The following is a 20,711-nucleotide window of genomic DNA, read 5'->3' as shown; positions in this document are numbered from 1 at the left end:
GCGCTGACCTTCATCCGCCTGCCCCTCCTTCGCAGCAGCTACGCTGCAGCTTCGGAGGGTGAACCGGCCCCTTCTCCCGGTGTAGAGTGGGGGAGAAGGGGGATATCGGCGACCTTGTCATCGCTACTCGGCCTTCACCTCCATCACGCCGGTGGCGGTGCGGGCCGAGTATTGCGGCCGGTACATGTCCTCCACCGTCGCCGCCGGATGGGCGTAGGTGCCCGGCGTCACGGCGCGCACGACATAGGCCAGCGTGATGTTGCGGCCGTGGTCGCCTTCATCGGGGTTGAAAGCGGCGACGAAGCGGTCGTCGCGGAATTCCAGATGCGCGGCGTCGGTTTGCGCCAGCCAGGAGAAGTTCGACAATTGCGCGCTGGAAACCAGGCTCGGATTGTCGATCTCGAAGCCGGCCGGCAACAGATCGGTGATCAGGAGCCGCGACGGCCATTTGTTCTGCTCATAGACCTTGAGCACGACCACGTAGCGCTCGTTCTGCTTGGCCTCGGTGACATTGGCCTCGGTGCCGTCGAGCTTGTAGTAGGTGCGCGCGATGGTGAAGCCGTCGCCGCCGGCCGGCAGCGGCTCGACCGGCGCGGCGACCGCGGTCACCACCGCCTGCAGCGGCGTCGCGCCGGTGTTGGCGATGGTGAGGGGGCTGTCGACAAGCTCGCTGCCGGCGACCTGGTCTGAATAGCCGCCCGAATGCGGCGCGCCGTTGACGGAAAGCGTGATGGAATCATTGCCTTCCTTCAGCGCCCGCGCGGCGAGCAGCATCCAGGATTCGTCCTGCGTGCTCGTCCAGCGGGCGTCCGCTCGCGCCACTCCCACCAGCTTGATCAGCTGCGGCATGATGCTCGGTACCGGCTTCGATTCCGCCGCCAACGCGAGCATCGCCGCGCCGTCACGCAGCCGCGAGCCGTAGTCCGAGCGGTAGTAGTCGTAGTCGGTTTCCGACTTCGCCAGCCTGAGCGCCGTCTGGAAGGTGGCTTCCGAACGCTGCGCGTCGCCGTAGAGCGCCAGGCTTGCCGCCAACTGGGCGACGGCCATGGGGCTGGAGAAGGCTTCAAGCTGCGTGTCGGCATAATAGCGCAGATCGCCGATCGAGGCCTTCTTGTTGCGGGCGAGCACATAGAGCGCATAGGCGATGTCGCTGCCCCTGTCCTGGACGTCCTGGTCGTAGCCGAGCGAGTTCTGCAGGTTGTTGAGCGCCTGGTTCATGGCCAGCGCCGGCACATCGTACTTCTGCTCACGCGCCCGGGTCAGGAACTCCGTGACATAAGCGTCGAGCCACAGATCGCCGGAGCCGGGTCCCCAGAGGCCGAAGCTGCCGCTTGCCGCCTGGTAGGACAGCACCTTGTAGATGGCGTCCTGGATGCGGCCATGGAGGTCCGGATCGCTCTCCATGCCGATGCTCTTGGCCATGTCGTTGACATAGAGCAGCGGCATGGCGCGGCTGGTGGTCTGCTCCGCACAGCCATAGGGGTAGCGGTCGAGCGACATCAGAAGCGACGGCACGTCGAGCGCGGACGACTGCGAGACGCCGACGCTGACCGAAGCGCCGCCGAGCACGCTTGCGGCAAGCAGTTCCTTGTCGACGCGCAACGAGCCGCCATTGGGCTTCAGGTCGACAACCATGCGGTTGGTGACCGGAAGCTGCGCCGGGCGCACCGGCAGGTAGAGCGTCTGCTCGACTTCCGTGCCATCGGCCTGCGCGAGCTTGATCGTGACCGAGGCGTCGCCCGCGGTCTTGGCGACCAGCGGGAAGGTGAGCGACTGACGCTTGCCCTGGGCGAGCGTCAGCTTCTCGGGCAATGGCTTGTCGCCGGTCGTGAGGTCCCCGGTCGTGGTGACCGAGAGCGCATAGTCGCCGGCCGGGCCGTCGGTGTCGGCAATGTCGAGGCGCATGGTCGCCGCATCGCCCGGCGCCAGGAAGCGCGGCAGGCCGGCGGTGATCACCACCGGATCGCGCACGATGACGTCGGTCTGGGCGTGGCCGACCGCATCCTTGGTCCAGGCGACGGCCATGACGCGCACGGTGCCGTTGAACTGCGGGATGTCGAAATCGACCCGCGCCTTGCCATTGGCATCGAGCTCGACCGGGCCGGAGAAGAAGGCGACCAACTTTTCCGTCGGCGGGCTGCCCTGCGCCTGCATGTTCGCCCCATCGCCGCCGGTGCGTATCTTGCCCATGGCGCCGAGCGAGCCGTCGATCAGGCGTCCGTAGAGGTCGCGGATCTCCAGCCCCAGCATGCGCTGGCCGAAGAACCAGTCCTCGGGATCGGGCGCCTTGTAGTTGGTGAGGTTGAGGATGCCGACATCGACGGCAGCCACCATCACATAGGCATTGCTGCCGGCCTGAGCGCCGCTGACGGCGACCGGGATCGACAGCTGCTGGCGCGGCACGGTTTTTTCCGGCGGCGTCAGGCTGACCGCCAGCTTCTTCGAGCCCGGATCGACCGACAGCCATTGGATGCCGATGGCGCGGGCCGGCATGCGCGATTCCTGCGCGTCGCCGGGCCGGAACAAGGTCGCCGTGACATAGGCGCCGGCGCCCCAGTCGTCGCCGACGGGGATGTCGACGGTGCTGCCGCCGGCCGGCACCGAAGCGGTGACGGTCTTCAGCAGCTTTTCGGCACCGATGGTGACCAGAAGCTCGCCGGCAAAATGCGGCGAGACCTTCAGCTTGGCGACTTCGCCGGCGGCATAAGTGTCCTTGTCCAGCGCGATCTCCAGGCCGTCCGGCGTCTCGGTGGTGGAGGAGGCGACGTACCAGCCGGCGTCGAACTCATAGCTGGTGGCCGGACCGTCGGGATCGGCCGTCTCGACCTCGAGCCGGTAGCGGCCCCAGTCGACGGGCAGCGACACCGTCGCCTCGCCATTGGCCTTCAGGTCCATCGCGCCGTTGGCGACGGCCTTGGTGAGGCTGACCGCCTCGTAGTTCCAGGAATTGTTGGAACGATACCATTGATAGTTGCGCTCGACCTTAACCAGCGACCACTGCGCGCCCTTCAGGTCCTCGCGCTTGCCGTTGGGGTCGACGGCGATGATGCTGAACTTGGCGGTGCCGCCCTGCGGCACCTCATCGCCCTCGAAATCCGGGCGAATGCCGATGACGTCGCGCTGTGGGCGCACGCCGATTTCGAGCGAGCGCTCGACGGCGCGGCCGCCGGCCTCGCGCATGCGCACGGTGACCTTGGCGTTGACCAGCTTGGTGGTCGACGGCAACTGGTCGATCGTGACCGGGAAAGTCGCCTTGCCGTCGTCGCCGACCACGGGGAGGTTGGCGAGAGGCGTCACGGTCGGCTCGCCCGACTGCTCGTCGGCCAGGCCGAAGGTGAAATCCTTGAAGCTGTCCCAGGTGCTTGTGGTCGACAGCGTCAGCTCGCCTTCAAGCGCGAGGCCCGCGGCCGGCGCGCCATAGAGAAAGCGGCCGTCGACGGTAGCGTTGGCAGTCTCGCCCTGGGCGATCTCCTTCTTGTCGGCGGTCAGGTCGAATTCGATGCGATCCGGCACGAAATCCTCGACCAGGAACATCTGGCTGGCGACCGGCGACTGCTTGGGATCGGTGTAGATCGACACCGTCCAGGTGCCGCGCATGGCGTTGGCCTCGAGCGGCAGGTCGACGGCGTGGCCGCCGGCCGACTCGCCATTGCTGATTATGCGGCGGTTCTCGACGCCGTCTGGACGTGTGAAGATAAAGGTCAGCGGCAGGTTCTCAACCGCTTTTGCCGCGCCGTCGCGGGCAAGGGCCGCGACATGCACGTCCTCGCCGGCGCGGTAGATGCCGCGCTCCGTCCAGGCATAGACGTCGAGCGCGCCCGGCGAGGCACGCCCCTCGACGCCGCGATCCGACAGGTCGAAGCCGGCCTTGCCCATGTCGAGGAAGACGAAGTCGTTGTCGCCCTGCTTGGCCATCAGCACGGCCGGCACCATACCGTTCTCGCCGCGGGTGAGGCCCGGATTGAAGACGGCGTGGCCCTCGGCGTCGGTGGTCGCCGTGCCGAGAATCTCGTTGTTTCTGGCAAGCATCGTCAGTTCGGCACCGGAGATCGGCTTGGCCGAGCCCAGCGAACGGGCAAAGACGTTGAGGCCGTCCTGGCCGGTATAGGTGGAAAGGCCGATATCTGAGACGACGAACCACTGCGTGGCGCGTGAACCATAGTCGTCGCTCTTGTCGTCGACCGGCTGCGCGGTCAGCACATAGACGCCGGGCTTGCGCTGCGGGATCGCCTCATCCACCGGGAACGAGGTGGTAACCTCCTTATTGAGATCATTGGCGATTTCGAGCGTGCCAGACCAGACGGGCGAGCCCATCTGGTCCGAAATGGTGGAGATGTCATAGCCGTCGAGCTGATGCAGGAACTGATAGCCGGACAGAAGCTGCGCCAGCGAACGATCGCCGATGCGATAGAGCGTCATCTTGGCGGCGTTCATGTTGACGGTGACGACCGGGATGCCTCGGCGCGCGCCGGCCGGCAGCACGAAGCTGTCGCCGGTGAAGCGGGCGGAGGGAGCGCGGTCCTGGACGTAGATTGACAGCACGACGGGCGCCGCGATCGTCTCGCCGATCGCCGACGGCAAGCCGGCGCGGAAGGTCACGTCATAATGCTGGCCGTGTTCCAGGCCTTCGACGCAGATCTGCTTGTCCTTGGCCTCGACGGCCTTGGGCGCCGCGTTATCGACCGTCACGAATTGCGAATAGTCGACCCCGGTCTTGACCAGTCCTTCGGAAAACTGGGCGCAGATGCGCGGCGAGGAGGAATCGGCGTCGACGGTGTGCTCGACGACGCGAAAGCCCTTGCGCGCCTTGAGGTCGGCATAGTCGGCCTGGACGGCAGGCGAGCTCACCAGCGCAAGGCTTGCCTCATAGGCCTGCAGCGAGGGCCGGTAGAGATCGCGCTTGTCGAGGCCGGCGCCAAGCAGCGCCAACGTCTCGGCTCGGGTCTTCGCCGTGCGCACCAGCTTGTAGGCGTTGAAGGCCGCCGAAGTGGCGTTCATCGGGAACGTCGAAGGTTCGGTGGTGTTCGACGCCGGCTGCACGGCAAGCGTCTCGCGCGCCAGCGCCAGCCACAGCGCGCCGTCATCGGGCAGCACCGAGACCGCGGCCTGGTATTTCTGCATGGCAAGGCGATGATCGCCGGTAAGCGATGCCTGCTCGGCGGCGGCCTGCAGGGCGGCAAGGCCTTCGGTCGGCTTGTCATAGGCCGGATCGGTCAGCTTATTGCGGAACTGCTGAGCCTGGTCGGCCATCCAGTTGGGGAAAAAGGCCAGTGCCGGCGGAGCGCCGATATCGGGATCGCCGTCAACATTCGCGACCTTGCCGGCGACGGCGCCGTTGAAGGATTTCAACTGGTTATAGTCGGATTTGAGAAAACACCATTTGGCCTTGGTGTTGTAGGTGAAGGCGCGGCAGGCGGGATCGCCGAGACATGCGGTCTTGCACTGGTCAAGGCTGACATTCTGCTCCGATCTGAGGTCGAAACCGAAATAGTCGGAATTATCGGTCGTCACGATTCGCCGGGCTTCGGCCGCAAAGGCCGCTCCGCCCAGGGCGAAAAAGATCAGAAGAAGGAAAGAGAGACCACGAGCCGCGCGCATTGCCATACCACCCTCCAGACATCGCCAGCGTCCGGGCATGATCAAGCCTCGTGCAGGCTTGTCAACGCCGGATCGCCGCAGGTTTATCACCCGCGAACGGTTTCCATGCCGGCCAAAGGCCGGTATTTCGACAGAACCTCTGTGAGACGGATCACACATTCTTGCGAAAATGCAAAAGGTGTGAATTCCAAGCCCGGTCTATTTCAGACAATTGGATTGTGGCCCCTTTACGAACGTTTCGGAACTTCATTCCAATTTTAGTTTTGTCGACTAGGTTGTCTTAATGCCGGCGCATGAAACGCAGATGTCAAAGGGGTTCGCGCCAGGGCGCGGGCTTCCGCGCGCCCTGCTTTTCGCGCTCGTCTGCTCGACCGTGCTGGCCGCAGAGGTACGGCAGGCAGCGGCTTTCGAGATTTTCGGCATCAAGCTTTGGGGCTCGTCCAAGGACGAGGATGCCGACATCGTCGATCCGCTGCGCTACTCGGTGACGATCAATGCGCCTGATGCCGACAAGGATCTGATCAAGAGGCTCGAAAACGCCTCGGCGCTGAAAAATGACGAGGATCATCCGGTGTCCGGATCGCTCGGCCTGATGGCCAAGGCGCGCGGCGACCGCGAACAGCTCGTCGCCGCCCTCTACGCCGATGCCCGCTACGAAGGCGTGGTCACCATCACGATCGAGGGCAAGTCGATCGACGAATTGCCGCCGGATGCCGAGTTCAAGGGGCCACAGCCCATTCCGGTGGTCATTACGGTTTCCCCCGGGGCGAAATTCACGCTTGGCAATATCCGGCTGAAGGGCGATGCGGCGGGGTTGGCGGCAGCCGATTTCGGCCTGATCGCCGGCGGCGATGCCGGTTCCGGCGCGGTGCTCAAGGCCGAAGTGCTGATCGTGCGGGCGCTGAAGGAAGAGGGCAGGCCGCTTGCCAAGGTCACGGACCGCGAGATCGTCGCCGAGCACGCCAGCTCGACGCTGGACGTGACGCTGACGGTGGCCGCCGGCCCGGTCGCCGGCTATGGCGACACGACGGTCGAGGGCACGGAAAAGGTCGATCGCGACTTCACTGAATACATGACCGGGCTGAAACGGGGCCAGCAATATTCGCCGCAGGAGATCGATGACGCGCGCGACCGGCTGCTCGGGCTCGAGGTCTTCAACAGCGTGACGATCAAGGAAGGCGACAGGCTCGACGCCAGCGGCAACATTCCGATCGGCGTCCAGGTGAGCGAGCGCAAGCCGCGCTATTTCGGCGTCGGCGGCAGCTTCTCGAACACGGAAGGCCTGGGGCTCGAAGGCTATTGGGGCCACCGCAACCTCTTCGGCCAGGCCGAGAAGCTGCGCATCGACGGCTCGATCAGCGGCATCGGCAGCAATAGCCTTTCCGCGCTCAACTACAATGCCGGCGTCATGTTCGAGAAGCCGGGCGTGCTCGGGCCGACGTCGAAGTTCTTCACCGGCGTCAAGACAGTTCTCGAACACCCCGATGCCTACGACCATTTCTCGGTCAAGGGCGACGTCGGCGTCTCCTACGACCTCGACAAGAAGCAGCGGGTCTCGGCCGAGTTCGACCTCGATTATTCGAAGATCACCGACGCCTTCGGCAAGCATACCTATCTGATCGCCAGCGTGCCGCTGCAATATGTCTATGACAGCCGCGACAACAAGCTGAACCCGACCAAGGGGTTCCGCTTCCTCGCTTATGCCGAGCCGAGCTACGACATAATGAACGGCGCGGCCTTCCTGAAGCTGAAGGGCGAAGGCTATGCCTACCAGTCGATCGACACGGCAAGCCGGTTCGTGCTCGCCGAGCGCGCGACGCTAGGCTCGATCGTCGGCACCGGGCTGCAGAACGTGCCGGCCGACCGGCGCTTCTATTCCGGCGGCGGCGGCTCGGTGCGCGGCTATGCCTACCAGGGCATCGGCCCGAAAGACATTGACGGCCAGCCGATCGGCGGTCTCTCCTTCTTCGAGACCTCGGTCGAGATGCGCATCGGCGTCACCGACACGATCGGCATCGTGCCCTTCGTCGATGCCGGCACGGTCTCGACCAAATCCTTTCCCGATTTCTCGAATGTGAAGGTCGGCGCCGGCGTCGGCCTGCGCTATATTACTCCCTTCGGGCCGTTGCGCATCGACGCTGCCGTGCCGCTCAACCGCGATCCGGGCGATCCGCATTTCGGCATTTATGCCGGCATCGGCCAGGCGTTCTGACGATGAAGATGGTCTGGCGCATCCTCCGTATCTGCCTCTACGCGCTGCTTGTGCTGCTCGTGGTGGCGATCGGCGCGCTTGTCGTTTTGACCGGCACCGAAGGCGGCCGGCAGAATCTCGCCGGCCTGATTTCGAAGATGGCTTCGAGCGAGGACCGCAAGGTGACGGTCAGCGGCATCGAAGGCATCTGGTCGGGCGCGCTCAGGGTGGACCATGTCGTGCTGGAAGACCGCGCCGGCCCCTGGATGGTGGCGCGCAAGGTGGCGCTCGACTGGTCGCCGACGGCGCTGCTCTCCTGGAATTTCAATGCCGACCGCTTTGCCGCCGAGCGCATCGAGCTGGCGCGGCTGCCGCAGCCAGGCCTGCAGCCGTCGCAAGGCGGCTCGTCCAGCCTGCCGGTGTCGATCGACGTGAAGCAGATCGACCTGCCGGAGATCGCGCTTGGACAGGAGCTTGCCGGCAGCGGCATCGCCGAGTTGGCCGCCAAGGGTTCGCTCAAGGCCGATCCGTCGCCGCTGGCGATCGAGAGCGTGCTCAACGTCAGCCGCCATGACGGCAAGCAAGGCAATGTCGACGCCAAAGTCCACTTTGCGCCGGCCGACAACAAGCTCGACCTCGACCTCAAGGCGTCGGAACCGGCCGGCGGCATCATCGCCAATTTGCTCAAGCTGCCGGATGCGCCGCCCGTCAACATCGTCGTTTCCGGCGGCGGGCCTTTGGCCAACTGGAGCGGCGTCGGCACCTTCATGGTCGACGGTCGGATCGTCAGCCAGTTGACCGGTCGGCACCAGCTCACCGACAAGGGCCGCCGCATCGAGGCCAAGGGCGACGGCCAGTTCGAAGGGTTCCTGCCGGAGAAGATAAAGGCTTTGTTTGCCGGCAAGACGAGCTTCGACCTCGCCGGAACGGCGACCGCGTCGGGTGGGATCGATATCGAGCAGGCCATCATAGAGAGCGATGCGGTGCACGGCACTGCAACCGGCAATGTCGATCCGAAGGGCGCCAGCGACCTGGCGGTCGAGCTCTCCGCCAAGAACAAGCCGGTCACCGTCGATGTCGGCAACAGCGCGGTTCCGATCCTGGTCGCGGTCGAAAAGGCCACGGTGCGCGCCTTCGGCGACGGCAAGGCGCCGATGGTCGATATCGGCACGTCGCTTACTTCGGTCGCCGTCGGCGGCACCCAGCTCAACAATATTACGGGCGAGATCCATTCCGACGGCTTCGACATCGAGACCGTTAACGGCCCGGTCGCCATCAAGCTCGCGGCCGCCGGCCTGAAGACCGATGTCGCGACGCTGGCGCCGCTGGTGACCGGCAAGCTCGCCGCGGATCTTTCCGGCACGATCAGCCGCGAGACCGTGACCATCGACAAAGGCACCTTGCGCAGCGATGCGCTCAATGCCGGGCTGACGGCAAATGTGGCGCTGGCCGATTTGTCGATGACGCTGAAGATGAATGCCGACGCCGTCTCGAAGGCATTGCCGCCGCAGATCAGCTCGCTGCTTGGCGAGCGGGTGAAATTCTCGGCCACCGCCACGCGCGATCCGCAAGGGGCGTTCGCCGCCAATTCGCTGGAGATCAGTTCCGGCTCGCTTAGCGCCAGCGGTACCGGCAGCATGCAAGGATCGGATATCCAGGCCAGCGTCAAAGGCACGTTGGGCGATGTCTCGCCACTGTCGTCGCTCGCCGGCACGCCGCTTGCCGGCGGGGTCAATTTCGCGCTGACCACGAGCGGTCCGCGCTGGGCGCCTGATTTCTCCGTTTCAGCAGACAGCGCCAGCCTGACGGCCGCCGGCCGCACGGTGAAGGACATCAAACTCTCGGCCAAGGGCAAGGCCGACATCGCCAACCCGTCCGCTGAAATCTCGCTGACCGGCAGCGCCGAGGGGCAGGCGCTAGACATCGCAGCCTCGCTGGTGACGGCCGACGGCAAGCGCTCGATCAGGGGTCTTAGCCTTGCGCTTGGCAACAACAAAGTCTCGGGCGATCTTGCGCTCGACGACAAGTTCCTGCCGCTCGGCACGCTGACGCTTGCCGTGCCCGACATCGGACCGCTCGCGGCGCTCGCGAATCAGAGCGCGACCGGCGATATCAACGGCACGATCGCCTTCGCCAAGGACGGCGAGGCGCCGACCGTCACCGTAAATGCGACCAGCACGTCGATCGCGCGCGGCGATCTGGCGGCGAAAGCCATCACCGTCAACGCGCTGATCGCCAACTACCTGAAAGGGCCGGCGATCTCAGGCACGATCAAGGCCGATAGCGTGACCTCCGGCGGCACGGTCATCAGCGGCATCAGCATCGACTTGAAGCGCGACGGCGATTGGACCAACTTTACCGGCGGCGCCACCGCGTCCGGCATTCCGGCCACCGCCACCGGCCGGGTGAAGATCGCCAACGGCACGACGAGCGTGGAAATCGCTTCCGGCGAGGCGACGGTGCGCGGCATCAAGGCGGCCATCGCCGAGCCTTCCAGCATCTCCATCGCCAATGGCGTGACCGCCATCGAGAAGCTCGCGCTCAATCTCGGCGGCGGCTCGGCGACGGTTTCCGGCAGCGCCGGTCAGGCCCTGGACCTGACGGCAAACCTCACCAATCTCCCGTTGGCGCTCGCCAATGATTTCGTGCCGGGCCTCGACGGGGCCGGAACGCTGGAGGGCACGGCACACGTCACGGGTCCATCGTCCAATCCCGACGTTCAGTTCAACGCGAAGGTGGCGGGCGCCGAGACCAGCCAGACCCGCCAGGCCGGACTCGGGCCGCTGGATCTGGACGCCGCCGGCAGCTACACGCTGGAGGGCGGCGTCGCCCTGGACCACGCCACGCTTTCGGGCGAAGGGATTTCAGGCAAGGCCGCCGGCACCCTCAACCCGAACGGCGCCAGCGATTTCTCCTTCGACCTTACCTCGTCCGGAGCCAGCCTGCCGTTGACAGTCGGCAGCGCCCAAAGCCCGGTCAAGATCGCCGTCCAGTCCTTGTCGGCAAAGATGGCGGGCGAAAGCACGCAAGCACGGCTCGATGTGTCCGCGATCCTGCCTTCCATTGCCGCCAGCCAGGCGACGGTCGACGGCCTCACACTGGCGCTGCATTCGGATGCCTTCGACCTCAAGGGGCGGGCAGGTCAGGTTTCCGGCACGGTGTCGGTGGACAGGATCGGCCTCGACAATCCGATGATCGCGCCGCTGATCGCCGGCAAGGTCACGGCGAAAGTCAATGGCCGCCTGACGACCGATGCCGTCGCCGTCAATAGCGGCTCGATCACCAGCGATGCGCTCGACGGCCAGGTCGCCGGCCGGATATCGCTGGGCGACGGTTCGGTCGACCTCAACATGAAGGCCAATGTCGCCTCTTCAGCCTTGCCGGCGGCGGTGCGGGGCATGCTTGGCGAGAGCGCTGCGTTGAGCGCCGTGCTGAAGCGCGATGCCAATGGCAATGTCAATGTCGACGGGCTGAAGCTGAATTCCGGCGCGCTTGGCGCCGACGGGCAGGCGAGCCTTGCCGACGGCAAGCTGGCCGCCGGGATCAGAGGCGCGTTGAGCGATGTTTCGGGGCTGTCGAAAGACGCCAAGGGCGCCATCGCCTTTGCCTTGAACGCGCAAGGCCCGGTCACCACGCCGGACTTGTCGATGACGGTGAGCAGCGACCGGCTTTCGGTGGCGGCGCGCGAGATCACCGGGCTGAAGCTGACGGCCAGCGGCAAGGCCGATGCCGCCAATCCGGCGGCCAATGTTGAGCTCACCGGCAACGTCGCCGGGCAGAACCTGCAAGGCAGCGCGGTGCTCGCCACGACCAATGGCAGCCGCGCGATCAACGGGCTTTTGCTGTCGCTCGGTCCGAACAAGATTTCCGGCGATCTCACTCTCGACGATGCCTTCGTGCCGGTCGGCACCGTTTCGCTCGACTTGCCCGATATCGGGCCGCTGGCCGCGCTGGCGCTGGAAAAAGCCGAGGGCAATGTGCGCGGCACGATCGCTTTTACCAAGGCAGGCAATGGACCCAATGTCGCGGTCAAGGCGAACACCTCCGAGATCAAGCGCGGCGATCTCTCCGCCAGGAATGTCGCCATCGACGCGCAGATCGCGAATTACATGGCAGCACCGGTTATTGCCGGCACGGTGCGCGCCGAGAGCGTGACTTCCGGCGGCACGGCCGTCACCGGTATCGATGTCAATCTCAAGCGCGACGGCGACTGGACCGGATTCTCCGGCGGCGCCACCGTCAAGAATATCCCGGCGAAGGCAGCCGGCCGGGTGAGGATCGCCAACGGCACGACGACCGTCGAGCTCGCGTCGGGCCAGGCGACGGTGCAGGGCATCAAGGCCGCGATCGCGCAGGCCTCGACCGTGACCATCGCCAACGGGGTGACGACGCTCGACCGGCTGGTGCTGAATCTCGGCGGCGGCACGGCGACGGTGACAGGCAAGGTCGCGCAGACGCTCGACATCAACGCCAATCTGGCTCGGGTGCCGATCTCGCTCGCCAACAGTTTCTCGCCGGGCCTCGATGCAGCCGGCACGGTCTCGGGCAGGGTCAAGGTCACCGGCGCGCCGGCGACCCCTTCGGCGGCCTTCAACATCGATGCTTCCGGCGTGCAGACCTCGCAGACGCGCGGCGCCGGCCTCGGCGGCATGAATGTGTCGTCGTCGGGAACCTTCGCCGGCAACAAGCTCGCCTTCGACGCCAACATCAGCGATGGCGCCGGCCTCGGCCTCAAGGGCGGCGGCACGGTGGCGACGGCAGGCACGCCCACCTTGGCGCTCGATTTCAGCGGCAAGGTGCCGTTTTCCTTCCTTGCTGCCAAGCTCGCCGCGCAAGGTCTGGCGCTCAACGGCACTGCCAATGTCGATGTGCAGGTGCGCGGTCCCGCATCCGCGCCGGTGATCAGCGGCAAAGTCACGACATCCGGCGCGCGCCTTATCGATGCGCGTTCCGGCCTGGCGGTCAACGATATCGCCGCCGATGTCTCGATTGGCGGCGGCGTCGCCAGGATCAATCGCTTGACCGGAAAGCTGTCGACGCGCGGCAGCCTGTCGGCCAGCGGCACGGTGGGCATCACGCCGGCGCAAGGCTTTCCGGCCGACCTGTCGATCAAGCTCACCGATGGCCGTTATACCGACGGCCGGGTGGTGACCGCCAATCTCGGCGGCGACCTGACCGTCAAGGGGCCGCTGGTCTCGGCGCCGGTGATCGCCGGCACCGTCAACCTGGCGAGGACGGTCATCACCGTTCCGGACAAGCTGCCGGGGTCGCTTTCGGAACTCAACGTCAAACACAAGAACGCGCCTCGCGCCGTGCGAGCACAGGACAAGGCGCTGCGCCCGCCGACGTCCAGCGGCAGCAGCAAGGGCGGCAGCGGCCTGACGCTTGACGTGACGGTCAACGCGCCGAACCAGATATTCATCCAGGGCAGGGGCGTCGACGCCGAGCTCGGCGGCTCGCTCAAACTAACCGGGACGGCGTCGTCACCGCAGGCCGTGGGCACTTTCACCTTGCAGCGCGGACGGCTAACGATCCTTGCAAAACGGCTGACATTCACGGACGGCACGGTCGGGTTCCAGGGATCGCTGGTGCCTTACCTCAATCTCACCGCGACCACGACGACAAGCAGTGCCACCGTGACAATCGTGGTTTCCGGCGAGGCGACCGATCCGAAATTCAACTTCTCCTCGGTGCCGGCGCTGCCGCAGGACGAGGTCCTGGCGCAGCTCATCTTCGGTCAATCCATGTCCAGACTATCACCGCTGCAGATCGCCCAGCTCGCCGATGCCGCCGCGCAATTAGCAGGCGCCGGCGGCACGACCTCGCTGCTCGACAACCTGCGCAACGCAATCGGCGTCGACGACCTCGACGTGACGACGGACGAGAAGGGCGGCACCGCGGTCTCGGCCGGCAAATACCTTAACGACCGCACCTATGTGACCATACAGAAGGGCGACAAGCCAGGCTCCGGCAAGGCCACGATCGACCTTAATGTCGGTCGTGGCGTGAAGCTGCGCGGCGAGGCCAATGATGCCGGCGAAGCCAAGGGCGGCGTCTTCTACGAACGCGAATATTGAGGCCGCGCCGGCGCTTCTGTGTTTGCCCAGCAGGCGGGCGGGGCCGTTATCCGTATAAAATGTATTGATTTAATCGCCCAACGATTTTTTGGGAAATCCGCCTCGCGATAACAAATTTGCGTCAAGACTGTCGCTAACGCGCGAACCGGGTTGTAGCCAAAGATGCACATTCCCTGGCATGTTCCTATTCCACACCGTGTTTTGACATCACGGTCTGGATGCGGAATGTTACAAGGCGGAAAGCCAACAATGGGAGTAAGTCATGGCAATCTATAAGAGCAATGGTGATCGTGTTCCCGATCACATCCTGAAAATGGCTGAAGAGGCCAAATCGGGCGGCGTGGACCGCCGCGAATTCCTGGCTTTGGCCAGTGTCTTCGGCGCATCGACCGCAATGGCCTATGGCATGCTCGGCCTCGCCGCGCCGACCCCGGCCCGGGCCGAGGACGTGCAGGGCAAGAAGGGCGGCGTGCTCAAGGTCGCGATGTCGATCAAGGATCCGAAGGATCCGCGCACCGCCGACTGGTCCGAAATCTCCAATGCCGAGCGCCAGGCGCTCGAGCCGCTGGTGAAATACACGAAGGAATATACCTTCGCGCCCTACCTCCTGGCGAGCTGGGACATCAACGACGATGCCACCGAATACACGCTGCATGTGCGGCCGGGCGTCGAATGGAACAACGGCGACAAGTTCACCGCCGACGACGTGATCCACAATTTCACCCGCTGGGCGGATAAGGGCGCGGAAGGCAACTCGATGCCTGGCCGCCTCGGCAGCCTCGTCGACGACACGACCAAGAAGCTGCGCGAAGGCTCCGTCGTCAAGGTCGACGACATGACCGTCAAGCTCAAGCTGACCAAGCCCGACATCGCCATCATCCCGAACCTTTGCGACTATCCGGCGCTGGTCGTGCACAAGACCTTCGACGAGAAGGGCGCCAACTTCAAGAACTGCCCGATCGGCACCGGTCCGTTCGAGCTCGTCTCCTATGACGTCGGCCAGAAGGTGGTCTACAAGCGCCGCACGACCGGCAAATGGTGGCAGGGCGAGGCCTTCCTCGACGGCGTCGAGTTCATCGATTACGGCACCGATCCGGCCGCGACCGTCTCGGCCTTCGAGTCGGGCGAAGTCCAGACTAACCACGAAACGACCGCCGACTACATCAAGATCATCGCCGACGTCGGCGCTCCGGTCTCGGAAGTCGTGACGGCTGCCACCGTGGTGTCGCGCTTCAACGTCACCCACAAGCCTTATGACGACCAGAAGGTTCGCCAGGCGATGTTGCTTGCCGTCGACAATGCCACCGTGCTGCAGCTCGGCTACGGCAATGCCGGCACGCCGGCGGAAAACCACCACGTCGCGCCGATCCATCCGGAATATGTCAAGCTGCCGGAGGTCAAGCGCGATATCGCCAAGGCCAAGCAGATGCTGACGGAAGCGGGCGCGATCGATTTCGAGCACGAGCTGATCAGCAACGACGAGGACTACCACAAGAACACCACGGACGCGATCGCCGCCCAGCTGCGCGAAGCCGGCATCAAGGTGAAGCGCACCGTGCTGCCGAGCTCGACCTTCTGGAACGACTGGACGAAGTATCCGTTCTCGGAAACCAACTGGAACATGCGCCCGCTGGGCATCCAGGTGATCGCCATCGCTTACCGCTCCGGTGAAGCGTGGAACGAGACGGCCTACGCCAATCCGGACTTCGACAAGAAGGTGAACGAGGCGCTCGGCATTGCCGATGCGGAGAAGCGCAAGGTTGTGATGAAGGATATCGAGCAGACCCTGCAAGAGTCCGGCATCATCATCCAGCCCTACTGGCGCAAGCTCTACATCAATATCAAGCCCGAGGTGAAGAACCACTCGATGCACCCCACCTACGAGCACGACTTCGGCAAGGTTTGGCTCGACCAGGCGTGATCCATAGCGCGATGGATACGAGGGGCTGCGGCCCCTCGTATTTGCAGCTTCGTCGCCGTTGCATATCCTGCAGCGGTGGCGGGGCGTTCATCCGCTTTTCGAAACAGGGTTGAACCTATCTGACCCCAACCCGGCCGGCAGGGGGGCACATGTTCTCATTCATCGCCAGACGCATCGGCACGATACTGCTCACGATGCTGTGCCTGACGCTGGTCGTCTTCTTCCTCGTCAATCTCGAGCCCAATCTGAAGAAACTGGCGATCAGCCAGACCGAGATGCATACGCCCGCCGACCAGCTCGAAAGCTGGCTGGTCAATCATGGCTACCGGCAGAACTTCTTCGTGCGCTACGGCCAGTGGCTGGGCGTCTTGCCGAAGCATCCGATCACCGATCCGGCGACCGGCAAGACGACGCAACGCTTCTCCTTCTGCAACGACCCGGTCGAGCCGACATTCTCGGGGGTCCTGCAGGGCGATTTCGGCTGCTCGACCAAGTTCAAGACGACGGTCGCAGCCAAGCTGTTCCCGGCCCTCGGCGCCACCGGATTGCTGATGTTTTGGGTGCTGGCGGTGATGGTGCCGATCTCGCTGCTGATCGGCATTCTCGCCGGCATGCGCGAAGGCTCGCGCACCGACCGTGTGCTGTCGGTGGCCTCGATCGCCTCGACGGCGACGCCCGAATATGTGTCGGGCGTCATCTTCACCGTCATCTTTGCATCCTGGCTCGGCTGGCTGAACGGCTCGGCGGCGTCCGCCAGCCAGGGCATAACCTTCTACAATTTCACGCTGCCGGTGATCACGCTGGCGATCTACGGCATCGGCTATATCGCGCGCATGACACGCGCCTCGATGGTCGAGGTGATGACGCAGCAATATATCCGCACCGCCCGGCTGAAGGGCCTGTCCTTCAGCAGCGTGGTCATCAAGCATGCGTTGCGCAACGCGCTGATCGCGCCCTTCACCGTCATCATGCTGCAGTTCCCATGGCTGCTCACCGGCGTCGTCATCGTCGAGGTGATGTTCCGCTACCAGGGTTTTGGCTACACGCTGGTCGAGGCCGCCGGCAACAACGACATCGACCTGCTGCTCGGCTGCTCGCTGGTTTCGGTGTTCATCGTGCTGATCACGCAGCTGATTTCCGACGTCGGCTACGCGTTTCTCAATCCGCGTATCAGGGTTCAGTAGGGGCAGGGGCCGATGCAAACCGAATATATCAGCGCCTTCGACGTGGTTATCGGCGTGCTCTGGCGGTTCTGGCCGGTGTGGGTCGGGCTCATCCTGGTGATGGGCGCCAGCTTTACCTACAAGAAGCGGCTCGGGCTCTACGGCCAGCTCTTCGACAGCGGCGTCGGCATTGCCGGCGTCTTCATCTGCCTGTTCTGGCTGTTCACGGCGATCTTCGCCTCCACCATCTCGCCCTTCGATCCGCTGGCGCAGGTCTCGGTGATGAAGGACACGCTGCCCGGGGCGATCGAGCCGGTGTCGAAGCTCGTCTATTATTTCGGCGGCGACAAGCTTGCCCGCGACGTGTTCTCACGCATGGTCTATGGCAGCCAGATCGTGCTGATCATCGCGCCGGCTGCCACCGGCTTCGCGCTGATGGTCGGCATCACGCTCGGCCTGCCGGCCGGTTATTATGGCGGCAAGATCGACACGCTCTTGTCGTTCCTTGCCAATCTGGTGCTGGCCTTCCCGGTCATCCTCTTGTTCTACCTGCTGGTGACGCCGGGCATCATGGACACGCCGATCCCCTATGGGATGGCGGGGCTGTTCTTCCTGTTCCCGATCATCTTCTTCTGCGTGCTGTTCTGGACCCGCTACAAGAACCGGCCGGACCGGCTCTATATCCTGCTCGGCATCACGCTGGTCCTGGGCGGCTGGATCTATACGGGCCTCGTCTTCGACAAGGATCCGCTGCACATCGTCCACATCGATCCCAACCAGCTCAACATCTTCGTGGCGGTGGTGTTCGCCTCCAGCCCGGGCGTGTTCCGCATCGTGCGCGGGCTGACCATGGACATCAAGACGCGCGACTATGTGGCGGCGGCGCAGACGCGCGGTGAATCGCCCTGGTACATCATGCTGTGGGAGATCCTGCCCAATGCGCGCGGTCCGCTGATCGTCGATGCCTGCCTGCGCATCGGCTACACGACGATCCTGCTCGGAACGCTCGGCTATTTCGGCCTGGGCTTGGCGCCGGAAAGCCCCGACTGGGGCACCGCGATCAAGGACGCCAGCCGCCTCTTGCGGTCCTTCATCCACCCGGCGCTGCCGCCGACGATCGCGCTGATGTCGTTCGTGCTGGGGCTGAACCTGTTGGCGGATTCGCTGCGTGAACAGTCGATGAAAGATTGATGGCGGGGTTTTCGGCCCCATCTTCCAAGGACCAAGGATTGGAGCGACCCATGAACGAGGCAGTTCGAGATCCAGCCAAGGCGACCAGTCAGCCGATTATCGAGATCGAGAACCTCTCGATCTCCTTCTTCACTCGCAAGGGCGAGATCCCGGCCGTGATGGATTTTTCCTGCACGGTCATGCCCGGCGAGGCGATGGGCATCGTCGGCGAGTCCGGCTGCGGCAAGTCGACCGTGTCGCTCGGCATCATGCGCGACCTCTCCAATATCGGGAAGATCGTCGGCGGCAAGATCAAGTTCCAGGGCAAGGACATGGGCGAGCTCTCCGAGGATGAGCTGCGCTCGATCCGCGGCAACAAGATCGCCATGATCTACCAGGAGCCGATGGCCAGCCTCAATCCGGCGATGAAAATCGGCCAGCAGCTGATGGAAGTGCCGCTGATCCACGACAAGGTGTCGAAAGAAGAGGCCTACAACCGCGCCCTTGAGATGGTGCGGGCGGTGAAGCTGCCCGACCCGGAGCGCATGATGCGCTCCTATCCGCACCAGCTGTCCGGCGGCCAGCAGCAGCGCATCGTCATCGCCATGGCGCTGCTTTCCAAGCCGGCGCTCTTGCTGCTCGACGAGCCGACGACGGCGCTCGACGTCACCGTCGAGGCCGGCATCGTCGAGCTGGTCAAGGGTCTGGGCGAGAAGTTCGGCACCTCGATGATCTTCGTGTCGCACAATCTCGGCCTTATCCTCGAGACCTGCGACAAGATCACGGTGATGTATTCGGGCGAAGCGGTCGAGACCGGCAAGATCGAGGACGTGTTCGACCGGATGCGCCACCCCTACACGCAAGGGCTGTTCCGTTCGATCCCGCTGCCTGGCGCGGACAAGAACTCGCGGCCGCTGATCTCCATTCCTGGACAGTTGCCGCTGCCGCATGAGCGGCCGAAGGGCTGCAATTTCGGGCCGCGCTGCCACCATTTCGTCGAGGGCGTCTGCAACGCCGCGGAAATCCCGATGATCCCGGTCGAGGGCCATGAGGGCCATTTCTCGCGCTGCGTGCGGTTCAACGAGATCGACTGGGAGGCGCTGCCCCCCGGTGCAAAGAAGGTCAACGAAAAGGTCGAGCCCGGCGCGCCGGTGCTCAAGATCGACGACCTCAAGAAATACTACAAGGTCGGCGGCAGCGAGGTGTTCGGCTCCAGCGAAGGCCGCGTCGTCAAGGCCAACGAAACGATCTCGTTCACCGCGCGCGAATCCGAGACGGTCGCAATCGTCGGTGAATCCGGCTGCGGCAAGTCGACGCTCGCCAAGGTGCTTCTGGGATTGGAGACCGCAAGCTCCGGCACCGTGACGCTGGGCAACAAGGAGATCCAATCGACCGGCATCGAGCGCCGCAATGTCGAGACGGTGTCTTCGATCCAGATGGTGTTCCAGAATCCGTTCGACACGCTGAACCCCAGCCACACGGTCGGCTCGCAGATCATCCGCACGCTGGAGAAGTTCAAAGTCGGCAGGACAGTCGCCGAGCGGCGCAAGCGGATGCTGGAACTGCTCGACCTGGTGAAGCTGCCGCGCGCCTTCGAAACCCGCAAGCCGCGCCAGCTGTCGGGCGGGCAGAAGCAGCGTATCGGCGTCGCGCGCGCCTTTGCCGGCGACGCCAAGGTGGTGGTGGCCGACGAGCCGGTCTCGGCGCTCGACGTCTCGGTGCAGGCGGCGGTGACCGAGTTGTTGATGGATATCCAGCGCAAGAACAAGACGACGATGCTGTTCATCAGCCACGATCTGTCGGTGGTGCGCTATATCGCCGACCGCGTCGTCGTCATGTATCTCGGCTACATCGTCGAGCAGGGCACGACTGACCAGATCTTCTCGCCGCCTTACCATCCCTATACCGAGGCGCTGCTGTCGGCGATCCCGATCGCCGACACCAGCGTGGTCAAGAAGCATATCGTGCTGGAAGGCGACATTCCGTCGGCGATGAACCCGCCGACCGGCTGCCCGTTCCAGACGCGCTGCGGCTATAAGAAGCTGGTGCCCGACAATCTGTGCGAGACCAAGGTGCCGCCGGTGAAGAATCTCGGCGACGGCCATATGAGCCTGTGCTGGCTTGCCGACGACGTGCTGGCGAAGATGGAGCCGGTCATCAAGTTCGACAAGGAACATGCCGCGCATGAGGGCGTGCCGGATGATGCGCCGCACGGCGAGGGGCCAGGCTTTGCCGGTTCGCCGCCGCAGCGCCCCGACGGCAAGAACGCCAGCGCGGAGGCCGATGCGACCGGAGAAGGCGTCGAAAATGACGAGGTGCTCAAAGCCCGTCGCCACGAAGTGCGCGACGAGGATTCGGAAACCGGTGTTTCAAGGCCGAAGGACACGACAAGGCGGCACTAGACCAGAAGGTGCTATTGGCACTGCACCGCGATTTTGACCGGTCGGCTTCGGTCGGCTCTGTTTTGCGTTGGCAGGTGGCATGCGTTGGAGATTGGCCGAAACACCCATCGCGATCGTCATGTATGGACGGCCCCTTTTGGGCAAGAGGCAAAATGGCGGCGGCGGCGTAAGTCTGGAGCGGTCATGTAT

General features: G+C 64.4%; 7 protein-coding genes. 6 read left to right on the top strand and 1 reads right to left on the bottom strand.

Annotated features, from left to right (window positions below):
* Positions 1–123 precede the first annotated feature (123 nt).
* Positions 124–5,604: an alpha-2-macroglobulin family protein gene (locus FJ425_RS26570; protein WP_140727129.1), complete on the bottom strand. Its 5,481-nt coding sequence runs from the start codon at positions 5,602–5,604 to the stop codon at positions 124–126.
* 277 nt (positions 5,605–5,881) lie between these two features.
* On the opposite strand from FJ425_RS26570, the gene FJ425_RS26565 reads away from it, so the two are divergent.
* The 6 genes from FJ425_RS26565 to FJ425_RS26540 all read left to right on the top strand — a co-directional run bounded on the left by FJ425_RS26565 (position 5,882) and on the right by FJ425_RS26540 (position 20,522).
* The gene (locus FJ425_RS26565) at positions 5,882–7,810 is read left to right on the top strand and encodes an autotransporter assembly complex family protein (RefSeq protein ID WP_140630761.1); all 1,929 of its coding nucleotides are present in this window, start codon (positions 5,882–5,884) and stop codon (positions 7,808–7,810) included.
* A gap of 2 nt (positions 7,811–7,812) precedes the next feature.
* A complete protein-coding gene (locus FJ425_RS26560) occupies positions 7,813–13,866 on the top strand; it encodes a translocation/assembly module TamB domain-containing protein (RefSeq protein WP_140630764.1) in 6,054 nt (2,017 codons plus the stop codon).
* A gap of 262 nt (positions 13,867–14,128) precedes the next feature.
* Positions 14,129–15,787 (top strand): ABC transporter substrate-binding protein, encoded by a 1,659-nt coding sequence (locus FJ425_RS26555; protein ID WP_140630768.1) that lies wholly within the window; start codon positions 14,129–14,131, stop codon positions 15,785–15,787.
* 149 nt (positions 15,788–15,936) lie between these two features.
* Positions 15,937–16,971, top strand: a complete 1,035-nt coding sequence (locus FJ425_RS26550) for an ABC transporter permease (protein WP_140545748.1) — start codon at positions 15,937–15,939, stop codon at positions 16,969–16,971.
* A 12-nt stretch (positions 16,972–16,983) separates the two neighbouring features.
* Entirely contained in the window at positions 16,984–18,141 is a 1,158-nt protein-coding gene (locus tag FJ425_RS26545) for an ABC transporter permease (RefSeq protein ID WP_140727127.1), read from the top strand.
* 50 nt (positions 18,142–18,191) lie between these two features.
* Entirely contained in the window at positions 18,192–20,522 is a 2,331-nt protein-coding gene (locus FJ425_RS26540) for an ABC transporter ATP-binding protein (protein ID WP_140727124.1), read from the top strand.
* The last annotated feature ends 189 nt before the right edge of the window (positions 20,523–20,711 follow it).

The organism is Mesorhizobium sp. B2-7-2 (genome assembly GCF_006440775.1).
Lineage (GTDB): Bacteria > Pseudomonadota > Alphaproteobacteria > Rhizobiales > Rhizobiaceae > Mesorhizobium.
Note: the sequence above shows the minus strand (reverse complement) of the source record. Positions and strands in the feature narration are given on the sequence as shown.